General features: G+C 38.9%; 31 protein-coding genes. All 31 read right to left on the bottom strand.

Annotated elements, in window-relative coordinates; translation table 11 throughout:
- Positions 1 to 3: 3 nt before the first annotated feature.
- The gene (gene rplO, locus CA2015_RS12620) at positions 4 to 450 is read right to left on the bottom strand and encodes a 50S ribosomal protein L15 (RefSeq protein WP_020888630.1); all 447 of its coding nucleotides are present in this window, start codon (positions 448 to 450) and stop codon (positions 4 to 6) included.
- Between the two features lie 55 nt (positions 451 to 505).
- Positions 506 to 685, bottom strand: a complete 180-nt coding sequence (rpmD, locus tag CA2015_RS12615; protein ID WP_048642235.1) for a 50S ribosomal protein L30 — start codon at positions 683 to 685, stop codon at positions 506 to 508.
- Between the two features lie 4 nt (positions 686 to 689).
- The gene (rpsE, locus tag CA2015_RS12610) at positions 690 to 1,208 is read right to left on the bottom strand and encodes a 30S ribosomal protein S5 (RefSeq protein WP_048642234.1); all 519 of its coding nucleotides are present in this window, start codon (positions 1,206 to 1,208) and stop codon (positions 690 to 692) included.
- Between the two features lie 5 nt (positions 1,209 to 1,213).
- Positions 1,214 to 1,564 carry a 50S ribosomal protein L18 gene (gene rplR, locus CA2015_RS12605; RefSeq protein WP_048642233.1) on the bottom strand — a complete coding sequence of 117 codons (351 nt, stop codon included), beginning with the start codon at positions 1,562 to 1,564 and terminating at the stop codon, positions 1,214 to 1,216.
- A gap of 7 nt (positions 1,565 to 1,571) precedes the next feature.
- Complete coding sequence (rplF, locus tag CA2015_RS12600) at positions 1,572 to 2,129, bottom strand: 50S ribosomal protein L6 (RefSeq protein ID WP_048642232.1); 558 nt, start codon at positions 2,127 to 2,129, stop codon at positions 1,572 to 1,574.
- A gap of 9 nt (positions 2,130 to 2,138) precedes the next feature.
- Positions 2,139 to 2,534 carry a 30S ribosomal protein S8 gene (gene rpsH / locus CA2015_RS12595; protein ID WP_048642231.1) on the bottom strand — a complete coding sequence of 132 codons (396 nt, stop codon included), beginning with the start codon at positions 2,532 to 2,534 and terminating at the stop codon, positions 2,139 to 2,141.
- A gap of 83 nt (positions 2,535 to 2,617) precedes the next feature.
- Positions 2,618 to 2,887: a 30S ribosomal protein S14 gene (gene rpsN / locus CA2015_RS12590; RefSeq protein WP_048642230.1), complete on the bottom strand. Its 270-nt coding sequence runs from the start codon at positions 2,885 to 2,887 to the stop codon at positions 2,618 to 2,620.
- 2 nt (positions 2,888 to 2,889) lie between these two features.
- Positions 2,890 to 3,450, bottom strand: coding sequence for a 50S ribosomal protein L5 (gene rplE, locus CA2015_RS12585; RefSeq protein ID WP_048642229.1), 561 nt, complete (start codon positions 3,448 to 3,450; stop codon positions 2,890 to 2,892).
- The gene (gene rplX, locus CA2015_RS12580) at positions 3,443 to 3,787 is read right to left on the bottom strand and encodes a 50S ribosomal protein L24 (RefSeq protein ID WP_048642228.1); all 345 of its coding nucleotides are present in this window, start codon (positions 3,785 to 3,787) and stop codon (positions 3,443 to 3,445) included. Before rplX ends, rplE begins: the two co-directional genes overlap by 8 nt.
- Before the next feature lie 2 nt (positions 3,788 to 3,789).
- Positions 3,790 to 4,158, bottom strand: a complete 369-nt coding sequence (rplN, locus tag CA2015_RS12575) for a 50S ribosomal protein L14 (protein ID WP_014020631.1) — start codon at positions 4,156 to 4,158, stop codon at positions 3,790 to 3,792.
- 3 nt (positions 4,159 to 4,161) lie between these two features.
- Positions 4,162 to 4,425 carry a 30S ribosomal protein S17 gene (gene rpsQ / locus CA2015_RS12570; protein WP_048642227.1) on the bottom strand — a complete coding sequence of 88 codons (264 nt, stop codon included), beginning with the start codon at positions 4,423 to 4,425 and terminating at the stop codon, positions 4,162 to 4,164.
- An 8-nt stretch (positions 4,426 to 4,433) separates the two neighbouring features.
- Positions 4,434 to 4,628, bottom strand: a complete 195-nt coding sequence (rpmC, locus tag CA2015_RS12565; protein WP_048644503.1) for a 50S ribosomal protein L29 — start codon at positions 4,626 to 4,628, stop codon at positions 4,434 to 4,436.
- A gap of 4 nt (positions 4,629 to 4,632) precedes the next feature.
- Positions 4,633 to 5,055 carry a 50S ribosomal protein L16 gene (gene rplP, locus CA2015_RS12560; protein WP_048642226.1) on the bottom strand — a complete coding sequence of 141 codons (423 nt, stop codon included), beginning with the start codon at positions 5,053 to 5,055 and terminating at the stop codon, positions 4,633 to 4,635.
- A gap of 20 nt (positions 5,056 to 5,075) precedes the next feature.
- A complete protein-coding gene (gene rpsC, locus CA2015_RS12555; RefSeq protein WP_020888642.1) occupies positions 5,076 to 5,813 on the bottom strand; it encodes a 30S ribosomal protein S3 in 738 nt (245 codons plus the stop codon).
- A 3-nt stretch (positions 5,814 to 5,816) separates the two neighbouring features.
- Positions 5,817 to 6,206: a 50S ribosomal protein L22 gene (gene rplV, locus CA2015_RS12550; RefSeq protein ID WP_048642225.1), complete on the bottom strand. Its 390-nt coding sequence runs from the start codon at positions 6,204 to 6,206 to the stop codon at positions 5,817 to 5,819.
- 2 nt (positions 6,207 to 6,208) lie between these two features.
- On the bottom strand, positions 6,209 to 6,487 hold the full coding sequence (rpsS, locus tag CA2015_RS12545; RefSeq protein WP_014020625.1) for a 30S ribosomal protein S19: 279 nt from the start codon (positions 6,485 to 6,487) through the stop codon (positions 6,209 to 6,211).
- 2 nt (positions 6,488 to 6,489) lie between these two features.
- The gene (rplB, locus tag CA2015_RS12540; protein ID WP_048642224.1) at positions 6,490 to 7,314 is read right to left on the bottom strand and encodes a 50S ribosomal protein L2; all 825 of its coding nucleotides are present in this window, start codon (positions 7,312 to 7,314) and stop codon (positions 6,490 to 6,492) included.
- A 13-nt stretch (positions 7,315 to 7,327) separates the two neighbouring features.
- Positions 7,328 to 7,615, bottom strand: coding sequence for a 50S ribosomal protein L23 (gene rplW / locus CA2015_RS12535; protein WP_020888646.1), 288 nt, complete (start codon positions 7,613 to 7,615; stop codon positions 7,328 to 7,330).
- A gap of 4 nt (positions 7,616 to 7,619) precedes the next feature.
- Positions 7,620 to 8,249 carry a 50S ribosomal protein L4 gene (rplD, locus tag CA2015_RS12530; RefSeq protein WP_048642223.1) on the bottom strand — a complete coding sequence of 210 codons (630 nt, stop codon included), beginning with the start codon at positions 8,247 to 8,249 and terminating at the stop codon, positions 7,620 to 7,622.
- 4 nt (positions 8,250 to 8,253) lie between these two features.
- Positions 8,254 to 8,886 carry a 50S ribosomal protein L3 gene (gene rplC / locus CA2015_RS12525; RefSeq protein WP_048642222.1) on the bottom strand — a complete coding sequence of 211 codons (633 nt, stop codon included), beginning with the start codon at positions 8,884 to 8,886 and terminating at the stop codon, positions 8,254 to 8,256.
- A 247-nt stretch (positions 8,887 to 9,133) separates the two neighbouring features.
- Positions 9,134 to 9,439: a 30S ribosomal protein S10 gene (gene rpsJ / locus CA2015_RS12520; protein WP_014020620.1), complete on the bottom strand. Its 306-nt coding sequence runs from the start codon at positions 9,437 to 9,439 to the stop codon at positions 9,134 to 9,136.
- Positions 9,440 to 9,450: 11 nt separating this feature from the next.
- Positions 9,451 to 11,598, bottom strand: coding sequence for an elongation factor G (fusA, locus tag CA2015_RS12515; RefSeq protein ID WP_048642221.1), 2,148 nt, complete (start codon positions 11,596 to 11,598; stop codon positions 9,451 to 9,453).
- A 6-nt stretch (positions 11,599 to 11,604) separates the two neighbouring features.
- Positions 11,605 to 12,072, bottom strand: a complete 468-nt coding sequence (gene rpsG, locus CA2015_RS12510) for a 30S ribosomal protein S7 (RefSeq protein ID WP_014020618.1) — start codon at positions 12,070 to 12,072, stop codon at positions 11,605 to 11,607.
- Between the two features lie 22 nt (positions 12,073 to 12,094).
- The gene (rpsL, locus tag CA2015_RS12505) at positions 12,095 to 12,478 is read right to left on the bottom strand and encodes a 30S ribosomal protein S12 (protein WP_009053171.1); all 384 of its coding nucleotides are present in this window, start codon (positions 12,476 to 12,478) and stop codon (positions 12,095 to 12,097) included.
- A 156-nt stretch (positions 12,479 to 12,634) separates the two neighbouring features.
- Positions 12,635 to 12,964, bottom strand: coding sequence for a DUF3467 domain-containing protein (locus CA2015_RS12500; RefSeq protein ID WP_048642220.1), 330 nt, complete (start codon positions 12,962 to 12,964; stop codon positions 12,635 to 12,637).
- 70 nt (positions 12,965 to 13,034) lie between these two features.
- On the bottom strand, positions 13,035 to 17,345 hold the full coding sequence (gene rpoC / locus CA2015_RS12495) for a DNA-directed RNA polymerase subunit beta' (protein WP_048642219.1): 4,311 nt from the start codon (positions 17,343 to 17,345) through the stop codon (positions 13,035 to 13,037).
- A 48-nt stretch (positions 17,346 to 17,393) separates the two neighbouring features.
- A complete protein-coding gene (gene rpoB / locus CA2015_RS12490) occupies positions 17,394 to 21,269 on the bottom strand; it encodes a DNA-directed RNA polymerase subunit beta (RefSeq protein ID WP_048642218.1) in 3,876 nt (1,291 codons plus the stop codon).
- Positions 21,270 to 21,426: 157 nt separating this feature from the next.
- Positions 21,427 to 21,807 carry a 50S ribosomal protein L7/L12 gene (rplL, locus tag CA2015_RS12485; RefSeq protein ID WP_048642217.1) on the bottom strand — a complete coding sequence of 127 codons (381 nt, stop codon included), beginning with the start codon at positions 21,805 to 21,807 and terminating at the stop codon, positions 21,427 to 21,429.
- 49 nt (positions 21,808 to 21,856) lie between these two features.
- Entirely contained in the window at positions 21,857 to 22,399 is a 543-nt protein-coding gene (rplJ, locus tag CA2015_RS12480) for a 50S ribosomal protein L10 (RefSeq protein WP_048642216.1), read from the bottom strand.
- Positions 22,400 to 22,402: 3 nt separating this feature from the next.
- Positions 22,403 to 23,101, bottom strand: a complete 699-nt coding sequence (gene rplA, locus CA2015_RS12475; protein WP_048642215.1) for a 50S ribosomal protein L1 — start codon at positions 23,099 to 23,101, stop codon at positions 22,403 to 22,405.
- A 10-nt stretch (positions 23,102 to 23,111) separates the two neighbouring features.
- A complete protein-coding gene (rplK, locus tag CA2015_RS12470) occupies positions 23,112 to 23,555 on the bottom strand; it encodes a 50S ribosomal protein L11 (RefSeq protein WP_048642214.1) in 444 nt (147 codons plus the stop codon).
- Position 23,556: the final 1 nt, after the last annotated feature.

Genomic DNA, 23,556 nt, shown 5'->3' with positions numbered 1-23,556 from the left:
GTATTAAATCTTATTTACAGATCCTCCAACTTTTTCAATCGCCGCTATGGCACTAGCAGAGAAACTGTGGGCGCTTACGTTTAATTTGGAAGTAAGTTCGCCTCTTCCTAGGACTTTTACAAGATCTTTTTTGGAAACTAACCCATTTTGATGTAAAACATCGAAATCTATACTGTCCGTGTTAAGCTTACTCGCCAACTCCTGAATAATATCAAGGTTTACGGATTGATAGGCTACCCTATTGTGATTAGTAAATCCAAATTTTGGTACCCTACGTTGAAGAGGCATTTGACCACCTTCAAAACCTAGTTTGGTTTTATAACCAGACCTGGATTTCGCACCTTTGTGCCCTTTAGTGGATGTACCTCCTCTACCAGAACCTTGACCTCTACCGATCCTTTTTCTGGTTTTTATGGAGCCTTCCGCTGGTTTTAATGTATGTAATTTCATTTTACTTAGATTTTCGATTAGTTTAAATATTAAACAACTTTTAGGTCATCTAATATTAAACTTCCTGTACCTTAACTAGATGGCTTATTTTTTGGATCATACCTTGTAACTGTGGGCTGTCATCCTTTTCCACTGTTCGGTTGATCTTACCTAGTCCCAAAGCAGCGATAGTAGCTTTTTGAGATTTGGGTCTATTAATTATACTCCTTATCTGAGTGATTTTTATTTTTGCCATTTTCTTAACCGTTAAAAACTTTAGCAATTTTAATCCTTCTCTGTTGAGAAACAGCGATAGCATCTCTCAATTTTAAAAGCGCTTCTATAGTCGCTTTAACCACGTTATGTGGATTAGAAGAACCTTTTGATTTGGCAAGAATATCTGTATATCCAGCACTTTCTAAAACAGCACGCATAGAACCACCAGCCAAAACTCCAGTACCAGGTGCAGCAGGTTTAATTAAAACCAAACCACCACCATATTTACCTAATTGCTCGTGAGGGATAGTACCTTTAAGCAATGGAACTTTAATCAAATTTTTCTTAGCGTCTTCTATACCTTTGGTAATCGCATCGGTAACCTCATTGGCTTTACCTAAGCCATAACCAACTACACCATTACCATCACCAACCACAACGATTGCTGAGAAGGAGAATCTTCGTCCACCTTTAACAACCTTTGCTACACGATTAATGGCAACAACTTTTTCGGTTAATTCTGTATCTGTAGCCCTGATGGGTCTTTTACTTACTTGGGACATAATGATTAAAATTTAAGGCCTCCTTCTCTGGCACCTTCTGCCAAAGCTTTTACATTACCATGATAAAGATATCCACTTCTGTCGAAAACAACTTCATTCACTCCGTTAGAAACAGCTTTTTCAGCTAATTTTTTTCCAACTTCTTTTGAAACAGATACATTCACATTTTTAATAGCACCCAGTTCTTTGGATGAAGCTGCTGCAAGAGTTTGACCTTTTAAATCGTCAATCAATTGTGCATATATTCCTGTATTACTTTTAAATACAGAAAGTCTTGGCCTAGCATCAGTACCTGAAATTTTCCTTCGGATACCTCTCTTTATTCTCAGTCTTCTAGTTTTTTTCTTGAAAGCCATCTTCTAATTATTTTTTAGCGGCAGTTTTACCAGCTTTACGTCTAATAATTTCTCCTACAAACTTAATACCTTTGCCTTTGAAAGGTTCAACTTTACGTAGGGATCTTATTTTAGCAGCTACCTGACCTATTAATTCTTTGTCGATACTCTCTAAAGTAACCAAAGGGTTTTTACCTTTAGGAGTTTCAGTTTTGATAGCAACTTCCTCAGGGACAGCCAAAAATATACTGTGTGAATATCCCAAAGCAAGTTCAAGAATTTGACCTTGATTAGTAGCTTTATAACCTACACCTACTAGTTCCAATTCTTTTTTGTAACCTTCAGTTACACCTATCACCATATTATTTAACAAAGAGCGGTAAAGCCCATGTAGTGATTTGTGGCGTTTTGAATCAGTTGGCCTTACTATGACCAGGTTACCTTCTTCAACTTCTACTGTAAAATCAGGATGAACTTCCTGAGTCAGTGTACCTTTGGGACCTTTAACAGTTATCTGATTGTGATCAGAAACGTCTACAGTCACACCCGCAGGTAGATTTATCGGTTTTTTACCTATTCTAGACATATCAATTTATTAGTAAACGTAACAAAGTACTTCACCACCCACACCTTCAACGCGGGCTTCTTTGTCAGTCATTACACCTTTTGACGTAGAAAGAATTGCAATACCCAAACCATTAATTACTCTGGGAAGAGATTCTTTATCTACGTATTTTCTTAAACCTGGCTTACTTACTCTTGTAAGGCTTACAATAGAATTTTCTTTGGTTTGAGGGTTGTACTTCAGGGCTATTTTAATAGTTCCCTGAGGTCCTTCCTCAACAAATTTATAATTCTGAATGTAACCTTTTTCAAAAAGAACTTTAGTAAGTTCTTTTTTGATGTTAGAAGCAGGTATTTCTACTATCCGGTGAGTTGCCTTGATGGCATTCCTCAACCTGGTTAGATAATCAGCTATTGGATCAGTCATATTTGTATTAGTCTAACTACAAAACCCTAACGGGCCTGCAAAGTTACACAATGAAATTAAGAATAAAAACTATTATATAATTTTTACCAGCTAGACTTGGTTACACCCGGAATTTTACCAGCGGAAGCCATTTCTCTAAAAGTCACCCTATTGATGCCAAATTTTCTCATGTATCCTTTCGGACGGCCGGTAAGTTTACAACGGTTATGAAGCCTTACTGGAGAAGCGTTCTTTGGAAGCTTATCCAATGCCTCATAGTCACCTGCTGCTTTAAGCGTAGCGCGTTTATGAGCGTATTTAGCTACCATACGCTCTCTTTTTCTTTCGCGGGCTTTTATCGATTCTCTTGCCATAACTATTCTTCTTTATTATTATTTACGAATGGCATACCTAGGGACTTCAACAAAGCATGTGCTTCTTCGTCAGTTTTCGCAGTGGTCACCAAAGTGATGTCCATACCAGAAATCCTATTTACCTTTTCGATACTAATTTCAGGGAAAATAATTTGCTCTGTTACTCCCAAAGTATAGTTTCCTCGGCCATCAAATCCTTTATCAGAGATTCCTTTGAAATCCCTAACCCTTGGTAAAGCAATGCTTACCAAACGATCAAGAAATTCATACATTCTGTCTCCTCTAAGTGTAACTTTGGCGCCAATTGGCATACCATCTCTTAACTTAAAGTTTGAGATTGAATTTTTTGCTTTAGTTGCTACTGCTCTTTGACCAGTAATCAGTGTAAGTTCTTCAACTCCTTGATCGACCAACTTTTTGTCTGCCACAGCAGCACCAATACCTTTGTTCAAGACAATTTTTGTCAATTGAGGTACTTGCATCACACTTCCGAATTGAAATTTATCTTTCAATTCAGATTTGATTTCGTTGTCGAATTTTTCTTTTAATCTAGGTTTAGCCATTGATCACCTCCCCGGTTTTCTTAGAGTATCTTACTAATTTTCCGTCCTCATTCTTTTTTCGACCTATCCTGGTAGCGTCTCCTGTTTTAGGATCTACCAATTTAAGGTTACTGATATGAATGGGAGCCTCTTTCTTTTCTATACCACCTTGAGGAGAGTTAGTTGTAGGTTTTATATGTTTGGTTACCATATTTAAACCTTCTACTATTGCCCTTCTTTTGGCTCGGTCAACAGAAAGGATCTTACCTTGTTTGCTTTTATCATCTCCTGCGATCACCAATACGGTATCACCAGTTTTGATATGCAATTTCGGTTGTTTGTTAAATTTTCTTTCCATGATTACAATACTTCAGGGGCTAACGATACAATTTTCATAAACTGCTTTTCCCTAAGTTCCCTGGCAACTGGGCCGAAAATACGGGTTCCTCTAGGTTCGTCATTGTTATTTAAAAGCACAGCTGCATTATCCTCAAATCGGATATACGAACCGTCTTTTCTTCGGACTTCTTTTTTAGTCCTTACGATCACCGCTTTAGAAACGGTACCTTTTTTCATATTACTGGATGATAGGGCTGATTTAACAGTGACTACAACCTTGTCTCCAATAGAGGCATACCTTCTTTTGGTTCCTCCCAAAACACGGATTACAAGTACTTCTTTTGCACCTGAATTATCCGCTACACTTAATCTGGATTCTTGCTGTATCATGATTTATAATGCCCTTTCTATTATTTCCACCAATCTCCAACGCTTGCTCTTACTCAGCGGACGAGTTTCACTGATTTTAACCAAGTCTCCTTGCTTACAATCATTGTTTTCGTCATGAGCCATGAATTTGGTCGTTTTACCAACAAATTTACCGTAAATAGGGTGTTTTACTCTACGCTCTATCGCTACGGTTATGGACTTATCCATTTTGTTGCTAACTACCTTTCCTATTCTTTCTTTACGAAGGTTTCTATCTGTAGTAGCCATTTTGTTTCTTATTTAGCTAGTTGTTTGGCTCGTAAAAACGTATTCAACCTTGCAACCAAACGCCTTGATTCTCTTATTCTATTTGGATTTTCTATGGGTGAAATAGCATGAGCAAAACGTAATTTTGTCAAGTTCTCCCTTTCCGCATCTATGCGGGATTGTATTTCGCTCTCAGTTAGAGCGTTGATTTCAGAATTTTTCATCAGCTTATGATCCAACGTAATCTCTACGTACGATAAATTTTGTACTTACAGGAAGCTTTTGTTGTGCTAGTCTTAGAGCTTCCTGTGCAACTTCCACGGAAACACCAGTAGCTTCAAAAAGGATTGTTCCTGGTCTGATAACTGCTACCCAGTATTCAGGAGCTCCTTTACCTTTACCCATCCTTACCTCTGCAGGCTTTTTAGTGATCGGTTTATCTGGAAATATTCGGATCCAAACTTGTCCTTCCCTTTTCATTGCTCTTGTCATTGCAATACGGGCAGCTTCTATTTGTCTCGAAGTGATCCATCCAGGCTCCAGGGATTTGATGCCGAAATTACCAAAGGCCAAAGTATGACCTCTTTGGGCAATTCCTTTGATCCTCCCCTTATGCATTTTTCTAAATTTCGTTCTTCTTGGCTGTAACATGATTGCTCAGTTAAGGATGTTTAGTTGTTTCTTTTTCTTCTCTTAGGCCCACCTTCTCTTCTTCTTCTGTTACCAGCAGGAGCATTTCCTTTGGAGTCATTACTTAGTCCGGCATTTGGAGAAAGATCTCTTTTACCATAAACTTCGCCTTTGAATATCCAAACTTTGATACCGATTTTACCATAGACTGTTTGTGCTTCAGAAAGGGCATAATCCACATCTGCACGAATAGTGTGCAAAGGAATTCTACCTTCTTTGTACATTTCAGATCTAGCCATTTCAGCACCACCTAATCTACCGGAAAGTTTTACTTTAATCCCTTCAGCGCCCACTCTCATGGTAGCAGCAATGGATTGTTTCATAGCTCTCCTAAAAGAAATCCTGGCTTCCAATTGCTGTGCAATGGATTCACCAACCAACTTAGCATCTAATTCAGGACGTTTGATTTCAAATATGTTGATTTGAATGTCCTTATCTGTAATTTTCTTAAGTTCTTCTTTTAGCTTATCCACCTCAGAACCACCTTTTCCAATTACTACACCAGGTCGGGCAGTTTGAATGGTAAGGGTAATTCTTTTAAGAGTTCTTTCAATAATCACCTTAGAAATACCGCCTTTAGGTATCCTGGCAAAGACGTATTTTCTGATGTTCTGGTCTTCATAAAGCTTATCAGCGAAATCGCGTCCTCCATACCAGTTAGAGTCCCACCCCTTAATGATACCAAGCCTTAAACCAATTGGGTTAACTTTTTGTCCCATATTTTAGTTTACTTTTTCATTTGATTCAACAACATCAGCGGTAACATTTTCTCCAACGGAGTCTACTACAAGCGTTACATGATTTGATCTTTTACGGATTCTATGTGCTCTACCCTGTGGTGCAGGTCTTAGCCTCTTTAACATCCTACCTCCATCTACAGAGATGGTCTTGATATACAATTCTGCATCTTCAAGCTTTTCATCAGGATTTTTCGCCTGCCAGTTGGCAATAGCGGATAACAACAGCTTTTCAAGCCTGATAGATCCATGATTAGGCGTAAATTTCAAGATGCTTAATGCCTGACCTACTTTCTTTCCCCTTACCAGATCCGCAACCAGACGCATCTTTCTGGGAGAGGTAGGAACATTATTTAATTTTGCTATAGCTTCCATGATTATCTCTTTCCTTTATCTTTTTTGGCAATGTGTCCACGGAAATTTCTGGTAGGTGCAAATTCACCTAACTTATGACCAACCATATTGTCTGTCACAAAAACAGGAATAAATTTGTTTCCATTGTGCACTGCAAAGGTTAGTCCTACAAAATCCGGAGAAATCATCGACCTCCTGGACCAGGTTTTGATCACGGATTTCTTTCCAGATTCGTTCATAACATCCACTTTCTTTAGTAAGTGGTGCTCTATATATGGGCCTTTTTTTAACGAACGTGCCATGTTTACTTAGTTCTTCTGCTAATGATAAATTTATTGGAGTACTTTTTGGGCGAACGAGTCTTTTTACCCTTGGCCAACAAGCCTGTTCTAGAACGTGGATGACCACCTGAAGAACGGCCTTCACCACCACCCATAGGGTGATCAACAGGGTTCATAGCAACACCTCTAGTACGAGGTCTTCTTCCAAGCCATCTTTTACGACCAGCTTTTCCAAGTACTACGTTCATATGGTCACCATTAGAAACAGTCCCAATAGTAGCCTTGCAAGTACCCAAAACGACTCTCATTTCACCAGAAGGCAATTTGAGGGTTACGTATTTACCTTCTCTCGCTAGAAGCTGCGCGTATCCACCAGCACTTCTTGCCATTGCTCCACCTTTACCAGGCTTCAATTCAATGTTATGAATAATTGTACCTAGAGGGATATTTCTTAAATACAAAGTATTGCCAACTTCAGGGCTTGCTCCTTCTCCAGAAACAACCGTTTGACCTACTTCAAGTCCCTCAGGAGCAATCATATAAGCTTTAGTACCATCCACATAAAATAACAAAGCTATCCTTGCTGTTCTGTTTGGATCGTATTCTATAGATTTAACTACAGCTGGAACGCCTTCTTTATTTCTTTTGAAATCGACGATCCTAAGCCTTTTTTTATGTCCACCTCCGATATATCTGGAGGTCATTTTACCACTATGATTCCTGCCACCACTTTTCTTCAAAGGAGCCAAAAGGCTCTTTTCCGGCTTAGAAGTTGTGACTTCATCAAATGAAGGCGCCACTCTAAAACGGGTACCAGGAGTTACAGGTTTTAATTTTTTAACTGCCATTGCTCTGATTCAATTAAATTTCTCCGTAAAAATCAATGATTTCACCTTCTGCTACCTGTACCATTGCCTTCTTGAAGGTGTTGGTATATCCAGAAACAATTTTAGCTTTGGTGTACCTTGTCTTTTTCTTTGCAGCATAACGCATGGTGCGTACTTCAACCACTTTGACACCGTACATTTTCTCTACGGCATCTTTTATTTGAGGCTTCTTTGCAGTTCTTTCAACTACAAAACCATACACCCCACGTTCGTTCATGGCTGAGATCTTTTCTGTAATTAAAGGTCTTTTTAATATATCCATGATTTTACTTCGATAAAAGGGTTTCTAACTTACTTACAGCACCTTCACAAAGAACAAGACTATCAGCATCAAGTAATTCATAAGTATTCAATTCACTGAATACTCTTACTTTTGCTTTAGGTACGTTCCTAGATGACAAATAAACATTTGGGTTGTTTTCACCAACCACTAGAAGTGTCTTTTTATCTGATAAAGATAGTTTGGACAACAGATTGATATAATCCTTGGTCTTAGGTGCATCAAAAACCAAATCTTCCAAAATCACTAAACCGTTTTCTTTGGCTTTGTAACTTAGTGCAGACTTTCTGGCAACCTGCTTCAATTTCTTATTTAACTTAAAAGAGTAGTCTCTTGGCTTAGGGCCGAATACTCTTCCTCCTCCTCTGAAAATTGGAGATTTGATAGAGCCAGCACGTGCGCTACCGGTACCTTTTTGTTTTTTAATCTTTCTGGTAGAACCGGAAATTTCAGCTCTTTCTTTAGATTTATGCGTACCCTGTCTTCTATTGGCCAAATACTGTTTTACATCCAGGTATATGGCGTGATCATTGGGCTCCATGGAGAAAATATCTTCAGAGAGCGTGATCTTCCTTCCGGTCTCTTCACCGGTTTGTTTTAATATTGCTAATTCCATCTTATTACTTCTCTAGAATCACAAAAGAATTTTTGGCTCCCGGTATAGAACCACTAACTAATAGCAGGTTCTTTTCAGGATATATTTTAAGTACTTTTAAATTAAGTACTTTGACCCTGTTACCACCGGTTCTTCCTGCCATTCTCATGCCTTTAAAAACCCTTGAGGGCCAAGAGCAAGCACCGATAGAACCTGGATGACGTTGTCTGTTGTGCTGGCCGTGAGTGGCACCGCCAACTCCTGCAAACCCATGACGCTTAACAACACCTTGGAAACCTTTTCCTTTGGAAGTTCCTATAGCATCAATAAAATCACCTTCGACAAAGATCTTGTCAGATACCACAGTTTTACCCATGTCTACCTGACCTTCGAATTCCACTCTGAAATCCCTAAATTCAACAACTTTCTGCTTTGGAGTTGTACCAGCCTTTTTGAAATGGCCGATTAATGGTTTGGGCGTATTTTTTTCCTTACGCTCACCATAAGACAACTGTACAGCGTTGTACCCGTCTGATTCTACATTTTTTACTTGCGTCACTACGCAAGGACCAGCTTCTATTAACGTGCATGCGACATTTCGTCCATCGGCACTAAAAATACTAGTCATTCCGATTTTCTTACCTATTATTCCAGACATCTTTGGATATATGATATACAATGATTCACAAGTGTATACACACCTGTCCCCTTTAAAGGATTGCAAAGTTAGTAATTTAATTTCAGGTAACAAACTGCAACCTGAATATTTTCAAACAATTAGCTTAGGAAACATCCCCAAACAAATGAAAATTCTAAGATTTATTTAAAGCAAAGCGAAATGTTTGCTCCAAAAAAAAACCTGCACCACAATTGGTACAGGTTTTTCTAAATATTATAAGTGAAGATCACACTTTAATTTCAACATCTACTCCACTTGGAAGTTCGATTTTCATCAAAGCATCTACTGTTTTAGAACTGTTAGAGTAAATATCTACCAATCTCTTGTAAGTACAAAGCTGAAATTGTTCTCTAGCTTTTTTGTTTACATGTGGAGATTTCAATACTGTAAATTTCTCTTTTTTAGTAGGAAGAGGAATTGGCCCAACAACTACTGCACCTGTAGATTTTACAGCTTTCACGATCTTCTCTGATGACTTGTCCACCAGGCTATGATCGTATGACTTTAGTTTTATTCTGATTTTTTGATTCATGTTCGATTATTTTAAGCCTTCTCTCCTTTTACTTTAGCAATAACAGCTTCAGCAATGTTACTAGGAACAGGGTCATAATGTGAGAAAGTAAGTGAGGCGGATGCCCTACCGGATGAAATGGTTCTCAAATCTGTTACATAGCCAAACAATTCTGACAATGGAACGGATGACTTGATAACAGTTGAAACACCTTTGGTATCCATACCTTTCATCAAACCTCTTCGACGGTTTAAGTCACCTGTAACAGGTCCTGTATACTCCTCAGGAGTAACAACTTCTACTGCCATGATTGGCTCCAATAATTGAGGCTTACATTTTTTAGCCGCTTCTTTGAAACCTAATCTTGCGGCCATTTCAAATGACACTGCATCTGAATCGACATCGTGAAAAGAACCATGGAACAACCTTACTTTCATAGCTTCAACCGGGTATCCAGCCAACGGACCATTTTTCATAGACTCTGCAAAGCCCTTCTGAATTGAAGGAATAAATTCTCTTGGAATCACACCCCCAACAATGCCATTTACAAAATCCAATCCAGCTTTGACTTCACCAGTTTCAGGATCAGCTTCTTTTGGTCCAATCTCGAACACAATGTCTGCAAATTTACCTTTACCACCTGTTTGCTTCTTGTACACTTCTTTGTGTTCAACACTAGCAAAAAGAGCTTCTTTGTAAGCTACCTGAGGAGCACCTTGGTTGATCTCAACTTTAAACTCACGCTTAAGTCTGTCTATAATAATCTCAAGGTGAAGTTCACCCATACCTCTCAAAATAACTTGACCAGTTTCATGGTCAGTATTTACGTGCAGGGTAGGATCTTCCTCAACCAACTTGGCAATGGCCATACCTAATTTGTCAACATCTGCTTGCGTCTTAGGCTCAATTGCATAACCAATAACAGGCTCAGGGAAAGTCATTTCCTCTAAGACCACTTTGTTCTTCTCATCACAAAGTGTATCGCCTGTTTTTATATCTTTAAAACCAACACCGGCACAAATGTCTCCAGCTTCTACCCTATCAATAGGATTTTGCTTGTTGGAGTGCATTTGAAGCAATCTTGATATTCTTTCTTTTTTACTTGTTCTTGTGTTGTATACATAAGAACCAGAATTCAACTGGCCTGAATAAACACGCATAAAAGCCAAACGACCTACAAATGGGTCAGTAGCAATTTTAAATGCTAAAGCAGCAAAAGGCTCATCACTGTCAGGATTTCTTACTACAGATTCTTCAGTATCAGGATTTGTTCCTTTTACAGGAGGCAAATCAAGAGGTGAAGGCAAATAAGCCATTACAGCATCCAAAAGCGCTTGAACTCCTTTGTTTTTAAAGGCAGAACCACACAATACAGGAGAAAAGTCCATGTTGATTACAGCCTTACGAATAGCAGTCATCATTTCTTCTTTGGTAATGGAATTTTCATCCTCAAAGAATTTGATCATTAAATCCTCATCATAAGAGGCTACCTGCTCAATAAGACTTTGTCTGTATTCAGTAACGGTCTCTTTAAGATCCTCAGGGATTTCAATAACTTTATAAGTCATCCCTTGATCTTCTTCATTCCATACTATGGCCTGATTCGTGATAAGATCAACTACTCCCTTAAATGTATCTTCAGCTCCAATTGGAATTTGAAGAGGTACAGGGTTAGCACCTAATTTATCCTTAATTTCATTAATGGCATTAAAAAAATCAGCTCCGGCACGATCCATTTTGTTTACAAAGCAGATTCTTGGAACGTGGTATTTATCAGCTTGTCTCCAAACTGTTTCGGACTGAGGTTCCACACCTGATACAGCACAAAATAAGGCTACAGCACCATCCAGCACTCGAAGGGATCTTTCTACCTCAACGGTAAAATCCACGTGACCAGGAGTATCAATCAAGTTGATTTGATATTCTTTAGTATTTTCTAAAGGCTGTCCCTGATCGGTAGGGTACTTCCATTTGGTAGTAGTAGCAGCTGAAGTGATGGTAATCCCTCTCTCCTGCTCTTGCTCCATCCAGTCCATAGTAGCAGCTCCATCATGTACTTCACCAATTTTATGTGACAAACCAGTGTAATACAAAATACGCTCGGAAGTTGTTGTTTTTCCGGCGTCAATGTGAGCCATGATACCTATGTTTCTTAAATATTTTAAGTCTTTCTTAGCCATTACTTATTAAAATCTAAAATGCGAGAATGCTTTATTGGCTTCCGCCATTCTATGCGTATCGTCTTTTTTCTTCACAGCTGCGCCTTCTCCTTTAGAAGCCGAGATGATCTCTCCAGCCAATCGATCCATCATGGTTTTTTCTCCTCTTTTTCTAGCAAAAGTAATCATCCACTTAATACCTAAGGAAATTTTACGGTCAGGCCTCACTTCCAAAGGTACCTGGAAAGTTGCACCCCCAACTCTACGACTCTTTACCTCTACAGCAGGAGTAATATTGTTAAGCGCTTTTTTCCAAACCTCAAGACCATTCTCACCTACTTTTTCTTCTACTTTGCCTATGGCATCATAAAAGATTCTGTAAGCAATACTTTTCTTACCATCCACCATAAGACAATTGACAAACCTGGTGACCAAAGTGTCATTGAATTTGGGGTCAGGAAGAATATACCTCTTTTTTGGTTTCGCTTTTCTCATTTTATTCTGTTATTAAATTATATTATTTTTTAGCGGCCTTTGGTCGCTTGGCTCCGTATTTAGAGCGACCCTGCTTACGGTCTTTTACACCTGCAGTATCCAGTGCTCCACGGATAATATGGTATCTTACTCCTGGTAAATCTTTAACCCTTCCACCACGGATCAACACAATAGAGTGCTCTTGAAGGTTGTGACCTTCTCCAGGGATGTAAGCATTAACTTCCTTACCATTTGTCAATCTAACTCTTGCCACTTTTCTCATGGCTGAATTAGGCTTCTTTGGCGTAGTAGTGTACACACGGGTACACACACCTCTCCTTTGAGGACATGCATCCAAAGCCCTTGACTTGGATTTGCTCTCAAGAGTGGTTCTACCTTTTCTAACTAACTGTTGTATAGTAGGCATTAATAGATAAATTAATTAATCTGCTTTAAACTTATAAAATTCGGATTGCAAAGGTAAACAAATCAATAAAACAAACAAAATTAAGGAGTTATAATTTTACGCGACTCAAATCAACTATCATTACAATAATTGAGTTTATCACCTTATTCCTCCTTATTATGCTTCTCCTAATGTTCCCCCAAAATTCATTGGGAATTGAGGGGCATCCTTCCCTCCTTGTATTTTTCCAAATGCTTTTTCGTACTTCTCAAGATTGTCTTTCAATGCATGTAAAAGTCGTAAAGCATGATCTGGCGTCATTATAATTCGTGATTTAACCTTTGCCTTAGGTATTCCAGGCATTAAACGGATAAAATCCACCACAAATTCTGAGTTCGAATGGGCTATCATCGCCAAGTTGGAATAAATTCCCTCAGCAATTTCGTCTGTTAGCTCCACATTTATTTGTTGCTTTTGCTGCTCCTCAGTTTTTTTATCATCTTCCATAATAAATCTCGAATAGGATAAAAAAAGGTCTGCTCCACAAAGCAGACCTTCTGTATTTAGGAATTAGTTTTTATTTAACTGTCTCTCGAACTTTCTTGCTACCCGCCTCTTTTTCAGCAGTCAACAACTCATACTCTTCTTTTGATCCAACGATCAAATTATTGAATTTTCGTTGCCCTGTTCCTGCTGGAATAAGGTGACCCACAATGACGTTCTCTTTAAGTCCAAGTAGCTCATCTCGCTTGCCTCTAATAGCAGCCTCACTAAGTACCTTAGTGGTCTCCTGGAATGAAGCAGCAGAAATAAAGCTTTCAGTACCCAATGAAGAAGCCGTAATACCTTGCAAAGTAGGTCTGGAAACAGATGTTTGTGCATCTCTTACTTGAACCACTTTAAGGTCTTTACGTTTTAGGCTAGAGTTCTCATCTCTAAGTCTTCGCGCAGTGATTATCATACCCGCTTTAAGCGTGGCTGAATCTCCAGGCTCTACAACTACCTTCTTGTCAAGGATCATGTCATTTTCCTCACGGAAAGCCCACTTGTCTACAATTTGATTCTGAAGGAAACCTGTATCTCCAGCATCAAGTATTTCAACTTTCTGCATCATCTGGCTAACAATTACCTCGATGTGCTTGTCATTGATTTTTACACCTTGTAGACGGTATACTTCCTGAATCTCATTTACCAAGTACTCCTGAACAGCTGTTGGGCCTTTGATAGACAATATATCGTTAGGCGTTATCGCTCCATCAGAAAGTGGTTCTCCAGCTCTAATGAAATCATTCTCTTGAACAAGGATGTGCTTAGAAAGAGATACCATGTACCTTTTCTTAACTCCATCTTTAGATTCAATGAAGATCTCACGATTACCTCTTTTGATACCACCGTACAATACAACTCCATCAATCTCAGATACCACTGCAGGGTTTGAAGGGTTCCTTGCTTCGAAAAGCTCGGTAACTCTTGGAAGACCACCGGTAATATCTCTTGTCTTACCAACAGATCTTGGGATTTTCACAAGGATTTGACCTGCTTTCACATCCTCTCCTTTTTCTACGGAAAGGTGTGCCCCTACTGGAATGTTGTAAGACTTGGAATCATCTCCATGTTCTACTACAACCGCAGGGTTTTTGGTTTTATCCTTAGTGTCTATAATTACCTTTTCTCTATACCCAGTTTGATCATCAGCTACTTCCTTGTAAGTTATCCCTTCAAGAATTGCTTCAAAATCAACCTTACCGTCAAACTCAGAAAGAATAACCGCATTGTATGGATCCCAGGTACATAAAGAATCACCTTTGGTAATTTTCTGACCATCTTTTACATTAAGAATCGCTCCGTAAGGAACATGGTTAGAAACCAAAGTTTTTCCTGATTTTACATCATTAATCTTGATTTCGCCTGATCGGCCCATTACGATAGAAACATCTTCACCATCTTTATTGGTGGTTTTGATCCATCTAAGCTCTTCTTCGAATTCTACAATTCCATCAAATTTGGAATTGATGTTCGCTTCAACCGATATATTGGAAGCTGTACCACCAACGTGGAACGTTCTTAAGGTCAACTGAGTACCTGGCTCACCAATAGACTGTGCTGCGATTACACCTACAGACTCTCCAACTTGTACAATACTACCAGTTGTAAGGTTACGTCCGTAACATTTACAGCAAACACCTCTTCTGGTTTCACAAGTTAATACAGAGCGAATTTCTACTTCTTCTACTGCAGATTCATCAATGATCTTAGCAATATCATCACTGATTTCTCCACCAGATTCAAGAATTAACTCATCTGTTAAAGGATCTATTACATCATGAACTGCGATTCTACCAACAATTCGTTCAGATAATGGCTCAACGATCTCATCATTGTCTTTCAATGCTTGAACTACAAGCCCTCTCAAAGTACCACAATCCTCTTCAGATACAATCATATCCTGCGCTACATCCACAAGTCTTCTAGTCAAATATCCAGCATCAGCAGTTTTTAGTGCTGTATCCGCTAGACCTTTCCTTGCACCGTGAGTAGAGATAAAGTACTCCAATACATCCAATCCTTCTTTAAAGTTGGATAGAATAGGGTTTTCAATAATTTCTCCAACAGATCCTTGAAGATTTTTCTGAGGCTTGGCCATAAGACCACGCATCCCACCCAACTGTCTGATTTGCTCACGAGAACCACGGGCTCCGGAGTGCATCATCATGTAAATGGCGTTGAATCCTTGATTATCTTCCTCCATCTGACGCATAAGGATATTTGTCAGGTTAGAGTTGGTTCGGGTCCATATATCGATGACCTGATTGTATCGCTCGTTATCAGTGATCAATCCCATCAAGTAGTTGTTCCATACCTGATCTACATCAGTGGTAGCTTTCGCTATCAATGGATCTTTCTCATCTGGGATAATTACATCATCAAGTCCCATAGAAAGACCTCCTTGGAAGGCTGTTTGGAACCCTAAGTGCTTGATATCATCAAGAAACTGTGCAGAACGAGCAATACCACAAATCTTAACCACTTCAGCAATGATTTGCTGTAATTTTTTCTTGGTCAATAATTCGTTTACGAATCCTACCTCTTCTGGCACAAACTGGTTGAAAATCAATCTACCAGCCACTGTCTCTATTATTTCATCTGCTAGAGAACCGTCGTCTTTTCTAACTTTAACTTTACACTTAATGAAAGCATGTTTTGAAATGGCACCTTCATTCAGTGCAATCAATACCTCTTCAAGTCCATAAAAAGTCATTCCTTCACCTTCTACTACCTTCTCAGGAGTAGATCTCATTCCCTTGGTTACATAATACAGTCCCAAAACCATATCCTGTGAAGGAACAGTAATAGGTGCACCATTGGCAGGGTTAAGGATATTGTGTGAAGAAAGCATCAATGTAGAGGCTTCCAAAATAGCTTCATGTCCCAAAGGAACGTGAACGGCCATCTGGTCACCATCAAAATCCGCATTAAAGGCAGTACAAACAAGTGGATGAAGTTGAATTGCTTTTCCTTCAATCAACTTTGGTTGAAACGCCTGAATACCTAGCCTGTGCAGAGTTGGTGCACGGTTTAGCATTACAGGGTGGCCTTTCAGAACGTTTTCAAGGATATCCCAGACAACTGGGTCTTTCCTATCGACTATTTTCTTAGCAGATTTTACAGTTTTTACAATTCCTCTTTCTATTAGTTTCCTGATAATAAAAGGTTTGAAAAGCTCCGCTGCCATATTCTTAGGCAATCCACATTCATGTAGTTTAAGCTCAGGCCCTACTACAATCACAGAACGTCCGGAATAATCAACCCTTTTTCCTAAAAGGTTTTGACGGAATCGACCCTGCTTACCTTTCAACATGTCGGACAGGGATTTTAATGCCCTGTTTCCATCAGATCTTACCGCATTGACTTTCCTTGAATTGTCAAATAAGGAATCAACAGCTTCCTGAAGCATACGTTTCTCATTTCTAAGAATTACTTCTGGTGCCTTAATATCTATTAGTCTTTTTAGACGGTTATTTCTAATAATAACCCTTCTGTAAAGGTCATTCAAATCCGAAGTAGCAAATCTACCACCATCGAGAGGAACCAAAGGACGAAGCTCTGGTGGAATAACTGGTACCATTCGTACAATCATCCATTCAGGCCTGTTTTCTATTCTTGTCCTGGCATCTCTGAAAGCTTCAACCACTTTAAGTCGCTTCAATGCTTCAGCTTTTCTTTGCTGCGAAGTATCTGTAGCGGCCTGGTGTCTAAGGCTATAAGATAGATCATCCAAATCAAGTCTTGCCAAAAGCATTTCAAGCGCTTCAGCACCCATTTTGGCAATAAACTTATTCGGATCATCGTCATCCATCATTTGATTTTCCTTAGGAAGCTTATCCATTATATCAAGATATTCATCCTCGGTTAGGAAATCCAAGTATTGTAACCCATCATCTGCTTTAATTCCAGCATTGATGACTACATACCTTTCATAATAAACGATTTGATCCAGCTTTTTTGTAGGCAGTCCCAAAAGATAACCAATCTTATTAGGAAGGGATTTGAAGTACCAGATATGCGCTACGGGCACAACCAATTCTATGTGGCCCATTCGCTCTCTCCTTACCTTCTTCTCGGTAACCTCTACACCACAACGGTCGCAGATGATCCCTTTGTACCTTATGCGCTTGTATTTCCCACAATGACATTCCCAGTCTTTTACCGGCCCGAAAATTCGCTCACAAAACAATCCACCCATTTCAGGCTTGTAAGTTCTGTAATTGATCGTTTCAGGTTGTGTAACCTCACCATGCGAACTGTCCAAGATGGACTCAGGTGAAGCCAAACTAATGGTGACTCTGGAAAAGTCGTTGTTTAGTTTTTTATTTTTTCTGAACGCCATAGTTTTTATGTGTAATTGAAGGCCATTAAAGGCCTAATGGTTTCTAAGTTAGTCAAGCGTAATCTCCAATGCTAGTCCTCTAAGTTCATGCACAAGTACATTGAACGACTCAGGGATGTTAGCTTTAGGTAAATTCTCACCTTTTACGATCGCTTCATAAGCTTTAGCACGTCCTATAACATCATCAGATTTCACTGTTAAGATTTCTCTTAGTACATGAGAAGCTCCAAATGCCTCGAGTGCCCAAACTTCCATCTCTCCAAAACGCTGACCACCAAACTGTGCTTTACCACCCAATGGTTGTTGTGTTATAAGGGAATATGGTCCAATTGATCTTGCGTGCATCTTGTCATCTACAAGGTGACCCAATTTCAGCATGTAAGAAATACCAACTGTTACCGGCTGATCAAATTTCTTACCTGTAAGTCCATCAAATAAGTAAGTCCTACCAAATGAAGGCAAGCCTGCTTTTCCAAGTTCTTCAGCAACTTCTTCAGTAGTAGCTCCGTCAAAGATTGGAGTAGCATAGGTTTTACCTAGAATCCTTCCTGCCCAGGCAAGAACGGTTTCATAGATTTGACCTATATTCATCCTAGAAGGTACACCAAGTGGGTTCAACACAATATCCATAGGCTGTCCGTCAGCAAGGAAAGGCATGTCTTCATCCCTTACAATCCTTGCAACAATACCCTTGTTACCGTGTCTACCTGCCATTTTATCTCCTACCTTCAACTTACGTTTCTTGGCAACATATACTTTGGCCATCTGAACAATACCAGCAGGTAATTCATCACCTACTTCTAAGGTAAACTTGTTCCTTTTGAAGATACCAGAAATTTCATTTCTGGTATTGGTATAGTTTTTCACCAATTGCTGAACCAAAGAATTGGTATGCTCATCTTCTGTCCAGTCATCCAAAAGGATATCTGAAATAAGATTCACTTCTTCAGGAACATTGTAGTTACTTTCGTCCCTATAAGGGTTCTTAGCAGGGAATAGGTTGTTCTCAATGTTTTGATAATTGAATTTAACCCCTTTGCTAATTATTTCATCTCCAAATTTGTGTTTAACACCTTTAGAGACTTTATCTTCTAGAATGGTAACCAATTTTTGGATCATTCTAGATCTAACACCTAACAAATCTTTGCTATACTGCTGCTTAAGTTTTTCAACGTCAGCTTTCGCTTTTGCACGAAGATCTTTGTCTTTTTTAGGTCGAGAGAATAATTTGGTATTGATCACTACACCATTCAAAGAAGGTGAAGCTTTCAATGATGCATCTTTTACATCACCAGCTTTGTCACCAAAGATTGCACGAAGCAATTTCTCTTCCGGGGTAGGATCAGTTTCACCCTTAGGTGTTATCTTACCAATGATTATATCTCCTTCTTTTAGCTCAGAACCAACTCTAATAATACCGTTTTCATCAAGATTCTTAACGGCATCTTCAGAAACGTTAGGGATTTCAGAGGTTAACTCTTCTTCACCACGTTTGGTATCTCTCACTTCGAGTTGGAATTCTTCGATATGTATGGAAGTAAATACATCTTCCCTTACTACCCTTTCGGATATTACGATTGCATCCTCAAAGTTATACCCTTGCCATGGCATATAAGCCACAAGAAGATTTTTACCCAATGCCAATTCACCTTTATTGGTAGAATAACCTTCTACCAATACTTGACCTTTGACCACCTTTTGTCCTTGTAATACAATTGGGGTGAGGTTTATCGTGGTGTCCTGGTTGGTTCTTCTGAACTTAATCAGTTTATAAGTCTTGTACTCATCACTGAAATTTACCAGTAATTCGTCATCAGACAATTCATATTTAACGGTGATTTTCTCAGCATCTACATAATCAATCACGCCATCAGCTTCAGCCAATATTAACGATCTTGAATCTATGGCTGCTTTTCCTTCCAAACCGGTACCTACTATAGGTGCTTCGGCTTTTAATAAAGGAACTGCTTGACGCTGCATGTTGGAACCCATCAATGCACGGTTGGCATCATCATGTTCCAAGAACGGAATTAAAGATGCGGCAACAGATACAATTTGATTAGGAGCGACATCCATATAGGAGATCTCTTTTGGCTCAAGTACAGGGAAGTCACCTTCAAATCTGGCTTTTACTTTATCATTGATAAAGACGCCCTTGTCATCAAGTGGAGCATTTGCCTGGGCGATATTATTATCATCCTCTTCTTCAGCCGTAAGGAATACGACATCTTCAGGCTTCATACTTACTTTTCCTTCACTTACTCTACGGTAAGGAGTCTCTAAGAATCCCATGCCATTGACTTTGGCATGTACGCAAAGAGAAGAAATCAATCCAATATTAGGACCTTCAGGAGTTTCAATGGTACAAAGACGTCCATAGTGAGTATAGTGAACATCACGTACTTCAAATCCTGCACGTTCCCTGGATAGACCACCTGGACCTAAAGCAGAAAGTCTTCTTTTATGGGTCAACTCCGCAAGTGGGTTGGTCTGATCCATAAACTGACTAAGCTGATTCGTGCCGAAGAAGGAATTGATTACAGAAGAAAGCGTTCTAGCATTGATAAGGTCAACGGGTTTAAAATCCTCGTTATCCCTAACATTCATTCTTTCTCTAATGGTTCTGGCCATTCTAGCCAAACCAACACCAAATTGGCTATATAGTTGTTCCCCTACAGTTCTAACCCTTCTATTGCTTAAGTGATCAATATCATCGACTACAGCTTTAGAGTTGATCAGACCAATAAGGTATTTAACGATAGAGATAATGTCCTGAGTAGTAAGGACAATTTTTTCGGAATCAATATCTAAACCTAATTTTTTATTGATTCTATACCTACCTACTTCACCTAAATCATATCTTTTGTCAGAAAAGAAAAGACCGTGAATAACTTCTCTGGCTGTAGCTTCATCAGGAGCTTCAGTATTTCTAAGCTGACGGTAAATTACCTCTACAGCTTCTTTTTCAGAGTTAGAGTTATCTTTTTGGAGGGTATTATAAATAATGGAATAATCAGCAATATTGACATCCTCCCTATGAAGGATGACACTTTTAGTACCTGACTCTTGAATTAAATCTATATCTTCATCAGTTAAGATACTGTCTCTTTCCAATAGCACTTCATTCCTATCAATAGAGACAACCTCTCCTGTATCTTCATCTACAAAATCCTCTACCCAAGTACGAAGTACCCTTGCAGCTAATTTTCTTCCGATGATCTTTTTCAGATTGGATTTATTGGATTCTACTTCCTCAGAAAGTCCGAAGAGGTCCAATATTTGTTTGTCAGATCCATAGCCTATAGCCCTCAATAGGGTAGTAACAGGGAATTTCTTCTTCCTGTCTATATAAGCATACATCACATTATTGATATCGGTAGCAAATTCAATCCAGGAACCTTTGAAAGGAATAATCCTGGCAGAGTATAACTTGGTACCGTTGGTATGTTTACTTTGGGCAAAGAAAACACCAGGTGAACGGTGTAATTGAGAAACAATTACCCTTTCAGCACCATTGATGACGAATGATCCTTTTTCCGTCATATAAGGAAGATTTCCTAAGAAAACTTCTTGTTCTATGGTTTCAAAGTCTTCGTTGTCCTCATCGGAGCAAAGCAATCTTAATTTTGCTTTTAATGGGACAGAATAGGTAAGACCACGGTCAATACTTTGAGAGACATTGTATTTTGGAGGATCTACGGTATAGTCGATAAATTCAAGGGTGAAATTTTCCCTAGAGTCACTAATGGGAAAATTTTCTGAAAAGACCTTGAAAAGACCATCCTGCCTTCTTTTCTCTGCAGGAGTATCCAACTGAAAGAAATCTTTAAAAGATTGCAGTTGAATATCTAAGAAATCCGGATAGTCTTTGACTACCTTAATGGATGAGAAACTTTTCCTTCCGGTTTGATTCTGGATAGCCAAGGCAGTATATAGTTTTAGTGAAAATTTATATATTTATAATACAATCTGCACTTAAAAAAATGCAATTGTTTTGATGTCCATAAACAGGAAAAGACCTGACTGAAAAGTCAGGTCTATTTCTGCTTAACCAATCCTAAGAGGAGTTGGTTATTCAATTCTATTTAAGCTCAACTTCAGCTCCAGCTTCTTCAAGTTGTTTCTTAAGAGCTTCAGCTTCTTCTTTGCTTACGCCTTCTTTAACAGCTTTAGGAGCGCTATCAACTACTTCTTTGGCTTCTTTTAGTCCAAGACCTGTCAATTCTTTAACAAGTTTTACGACTGCCAATTTTTGTCCACCTGCAGCTTTCAAGACAACATCAAAAGAAGTTTGCTCTTCTTCAGCAGCACCATCGCCAGCGGCTCCACCAGCAGCTACCACAGTAGCAGCAGCAGCAGCAGGTTCGATACCATAATCATCTTTCAAAATTGCGGCTAACTCATTTACCTCTTTTACAGTTAAGTTAACTAACTGCTCAGCGAATGCTTTAAGATCTGCCATTGTATTAAATATTTAAATTGATTGTTATTTACTAATTTGAATGTTTTTATTAAGCTTCTTCTTTTTCGGCTAGTGTTTTCACTAGACCTGCAAGAATATTTTTCCCGCTTTGAAGCGCTGAAACCACGTTTGTAGCTGGAGATTGAAGAAGAGAGATAACCTCGCCCAACAATTCCTCTTTGGATTTCAGTTTTGATAGCATTTCCAGATTTTCTTCTCCTAGAAACTGAGCACCTTCGATAGAAGCACCTTTAAACCAAGGTTTTTTATCTTTAGTAGCTACCTTTTTCCTGTAATCTAAAATTACTTTAGCAGGAAGGTTTCCAACTTCTGGTGAGAACAATATACCTGAAAAGCCTTTTAAGGCATTTTCTGCAAATTCAGAATAATCTGTATCGAGATTTTCCAAGGCCTTTTTTATAAGCGTATTTTTATATATCTTATATTCCAAACCTTTATCGAAGCACATTTTTCTGAAACCATTTACCTGAGCTACACTAAATCCTGATGCATCGGAGATATAGAAATGCGGAGTAGACTTTAGCTTTTCGGTAAGTTCGTCAATTATGCTTTTTTTGTTTTCTCTAGTCATAATTTATAAACCTTGAATACTACTCTTATCAATAACGATACCCGAAGACATAGTGCTGGATAAATGAATACTTTTAAAATAAGTACCTTTAGCAGCGGTTGGTTTCAATTTGGAAATGGTAAGAATTAACTCTTCCGCATTTTCCTGTATTTTCTCAGCAGAGAAAGAGGCTTTACCAACACTTGCGTGGATAATACCAAATTTATCTACTTTAAAATCTATTTTACCAGCCTTTACTTCATTAACTGCTTTCCCTACATCCAGGGTAACAGTACCAGACTTTGGATTAGGCATTAGTCCACGAGGACCTAACACTCTACCAAGTCTACCTACTTTTGCCATTACGTTAGGAGTTGTGATAATGACATCAATGTCAGTCCAACCTCCCTCAATCTTTGTAATGAACTCATCCAAACCAACAAAATCAGCTCCTGCTTCTTTGGCTTCTTCTTCCTTATCAGGACTACAAAGTACTAAAACCTTAACTTCTTTACCTATACCGTGAGGCAAGGCCACTACACCTCTAACCATTTGGTCAGCTTTTCGTGGATCTACACCAAGACGAATGTCTAGGTCTATAGAAGCGTCAAATTTAGTTGTTGTTATGTCCTTAACAATGCTAGAAGCCTCCGCCAAGGAATATTGTTGGCTTGGGTCGTATTTAGAAAGAGCTTCTTTTTTCTTTTTTGTTAACTTAGCCATTTTTTACGTATTATTCCTCCCAAGGAGCTTTTCCTGAAACCGTGATCCCCATACTTCTAGCTGTACCAGCCACCATTCGCATAGCAGAAGGTATTTCAAAAGCATTCAAATCGGGCATTTTCACTTCTGCAATTTCTTTGACTTGATCCCAAGATACAGAGCCTACTTTTTTCCTATTTGGTTCGGCTGAACCACTTTTTAATTTTGCTGCTTCCAAAAGCATTACTGCTGCAGGAGGCGTCTTTACGACAAAATCAAAAGACTTGTCCGAATAAATCGTAACAAGAACAGGAAGAACCTGGCCCATTTTTTCCTGAGTTCTAGCATTAAATTGCTTACAGAACTCCATTATGTTCAACCCTTTTGAACCAAGGGCTGGACCAACTGGAGGAGATGGGTTAGCCTGGCCACCCTTTACCTGTAGTTTCAGATAACCAGAGATTTCTTTAGCCATT

This window comes from Cyclobacterium amurskyense (assembly GCF_001050135.1).
Lineage (GTDB): Bacteria > Bacteroidota > Bacteroidia > Cytophagales > Cyclobacteriaceae > Cyclobacterium > Cyclobacterium amurskyense.
This window is presented reverse-complemented; position numbering and strand designations above follow the sequence as displayed.

Excerpts from the sequence above, each read along its gene's own strand:
- rplB (WP_048642224.1), bottom strand. The coding sequence starts at position 7,314 with ATGGCAGTTAAAAAATTAAAACCTGTAACTCCTGGTACCCGTTTTAGA.
- rplO (WP_020888630.1), bottom strand. The coding sequence starts at position 450 with ATGAAATTACATACATTAAAACCAGCGGAAGGCTCCATAAAAACCAGA.
- rpsC (WP_020888642.1), bottom strand. The coding sequence starts at position 5,813 with ATGGGACAAAAAGTTAACCCAATTGGTTTAAGGCTTGGTATCATTAAG.
- rplA (WP_048642215.1), bottom strand. The coding sequence starts at position 23,101 with ATGGCTAAGTTAACAAAAAAGAAAAAAGAAGCTCTTTCTAAATACGAC.
- rplF (WP_048642232.1), bottom strand. The coding sequence starts at position 2,129 with ATGTCTAGAATAGGTAAAAAACCGATAAATCTACCTGCGGGTGTGACT.
- CA2015_RS12500 (WP_048642220.1), bottom strand. The coding sequence starts at position 12,964 with ATGGAAGATGATAAAAAAACTGAGGAGCAGCAAAAGCAACAAATAAAT.
- rpmC (WP_048644503.1), bottom strand. The coding sequence starts at position 4,628 with ATGAAAAATTCTGAAATCAACGCTCTAACTGAGAGCGAAATACAATCC.
- rplW (WP_020888646.1), bottom strand. The coding sequence starts at position 7,615 with ATGGATATATTAAAAAGACCTTTAATTACAGAAAAGATCTCAGCCATG.
- rpsH (WP_048642231.1), bottom strand. The coding sequence starts at position 2,534 with ATGACTGATCCAATAGCTGATTATCTAACCAGGTTGAGGAATGCCATC.
- rplE (WP_048642229.1), bottom strand. The coding sequence starts at position 3,450 with ATGGCTAAACCTAGATTAAAAGAAAAATTCGACAACGAAATCAAATCT.
- rpsJ (WP_014020620.1), bottom strand. The coding sequence starts at position 9,439 with ATGAATCAAAAAATCAGAATAAAACTAAAGTCATACGATCATAGCCTG.
- rpmD (WP_048642235.1), bottom strand. The coding sequence starts at position 685 with ATGGCAAAAATAAAAATCACTCAGATAAGGAGTATAATTAATAGACCC.
- rpsQ (WP_048642227.1), bottom strand. The coding sequence starts at position 4,425 with ATGGCTACTACAGATAGAAACCTTCGTAAAGAAAGAATAGGAAAGGTA.
- rpsL (WP_009053171.1), bottom strand. The coding sequence starts at position 12,478 with ATGCCTACTATACAACAGTTAGTTAGAAAAGGTAGAACCACTCTTGAG.
- rplN (WP_014020631.1), bottom strand. The coding sequence starts at position 4,158 with ATGATACAGCAAGAATCCAGATTAAGTGTAGCGGATAATTCAGGTGCA.
- rplP (WP_048642226.1), bottom strand. The coding sequence starts at position 5,055 with ATGTTACAGCCAAGAAGAACGAAATTTAGAAAAATGCATAAGGGGAGG.
- rplD (WP_048642223.1), bottom strand. The coding sequence starts at position 8,249 with ATGGAATTAGCAATATTAAAACAAACCGGTGAAGAGACCGGAAGGAAG.
- rpsG (WP_014020618.1), bottom strand. The coding sequence starts at position 12,072 with ATGAGAAAAGCGAAACCAAAAAAGAGGTATATTCTTCCTGACCCCAAA.
- rpoC (WP_048642219.1), bottom strand. The coding sequence starts at position 17,345 with ATGGCGTTCAGAAAAAATAAAAAACTAAACAACGACTTTTCCAGAGTC.
- rplJ (WP_048642216.1), bottom strand. The coding sequence starts at position 22,399 with ATGACTAGAGAAAACAAAAAAAGCATAATTGACGAACTTACCGAAAAG.
- rplC (WP_048642222.1), bottom strand. The coding sequence starts at position 8,886 with ATGTCTGGAATAATAGGTAAGAAAATCGGAATGACTAGTATTTTTAGT.
- rplK (WP_048642214.1), bottom strand. The coding sequence starts at position 23,555 with ATGGCTAAAGAAATCTCTGGTTATCTGAAACTACAGGTAAAGGGTGGC.
- rpsS (WP_014020625.1), bottom strand. The coding sequence starts at position 6,487 with ATGGCACGTTCGTTAAAAAAAGGCCCATATATAGAGCACCACTTACTA.
- rplL (WP_048642217.1), bottom strand. The coding sequence starts at position 21,807 with ATGGCAGATCTTAAAGCATTCGCTGAGCAGTTAGTTAACTTAACTGTA.
- fusA (WP_048642221.1), bottom strand. The coding sequence starts at position 11,598 with ATGGCTAAGAAAGACTTAAAATATTTAAGAAACATAGGTATCATGGCT.
- rplR (WP_048642233.1), bottom strand. The coding sequence starts at position 1,564 with ATGGCTTTCAAGAAAAAAACTAGAAGACTGAGAATAAAGAGAGGTATC.
- rplV (WP_048642225.1), bottom strand. The coding sequence starts at position 6,206 with ATGGAAGCTATAGCAAAATTAAATAATGTTCCTACCTCTCCCAGAAAG.
- rpsE (WP_048642234.1), bottom strand. The coding sequence starts at position 1,208 with ATGTCCCAAGTAAGTAAAAGACCCATCAGGGCTACAGATACAGAATTA.
- rpsN (WP_048642230.1), bottom strand. The coding sequence starts at position 2,887 with ATGGCAAGAGAATCGATAAAAGCCCGCGAAAGAAAAAGAGAGCGTATG.
- rplX (WP_048642228.1), bottom strand. The coding sequence starts at position 3,787 with ATGGAAAGAAAATTTAACAAACAACCGAAATTGCATATCAAAACTGGT.